At 30.6% G+C, this 395-nt stretch carries 1 pseudogene; it reads right to left on the bottom strand.

Annotated elements, in window-relative coordinates:
• Window positions 1-380: pseudogene (locus ACFSR0_RS07085) on the bottom strand (restriction endonuclease subunit S); the annotation flags it as partial.
• Window positions 381-395: the final 15 nt, after the last annotated feature.

A 395-nucleotide genomic window follows, 5' to 3' on the forward strand; every position in this document is an offset into this window, starting at 1 on the left:
GAAAGATTAGGTTGAGCCCCCACTGTTGGGTTACGTCTAATATATTCCTTTACTACGTTTCCTGATAACGATGTAATAAGAAAATCAGTGTCAAAATCATATCCTCTTATTATTGCTAGAGCTTGATTAGTATTAGCTGGTAGTATTGATTTAGTTACAATTGCTGTCCTTCCTAATGTACCTGCTATTGAAAATAAAATATCTTTTTCTTCTAATCGAGATCTTTTTAAATAACTGTCATGTTCTTTTTGTTTTACTTTATTAACCGGATAAATTTTACCATTAGTTATATTTTCAACTTTAACAAAATTAACATCACCAATACCTGTTTTATCCTTAGGTGTCGTTCCTTTAGTAATTAATTTAGTATATTCTCCCAACTTACGCTCTTCCCA

Origin of the sequence: Enterococcus camelliae, assembly GCF_042685105.1 — a bacterium.
Classification (GTDB): Bacteria; Bacillota; Bacilli; order Lactobacillales; family Enterococcaceae; genus Enterococcus_G; species Enterococcus_G camelliae.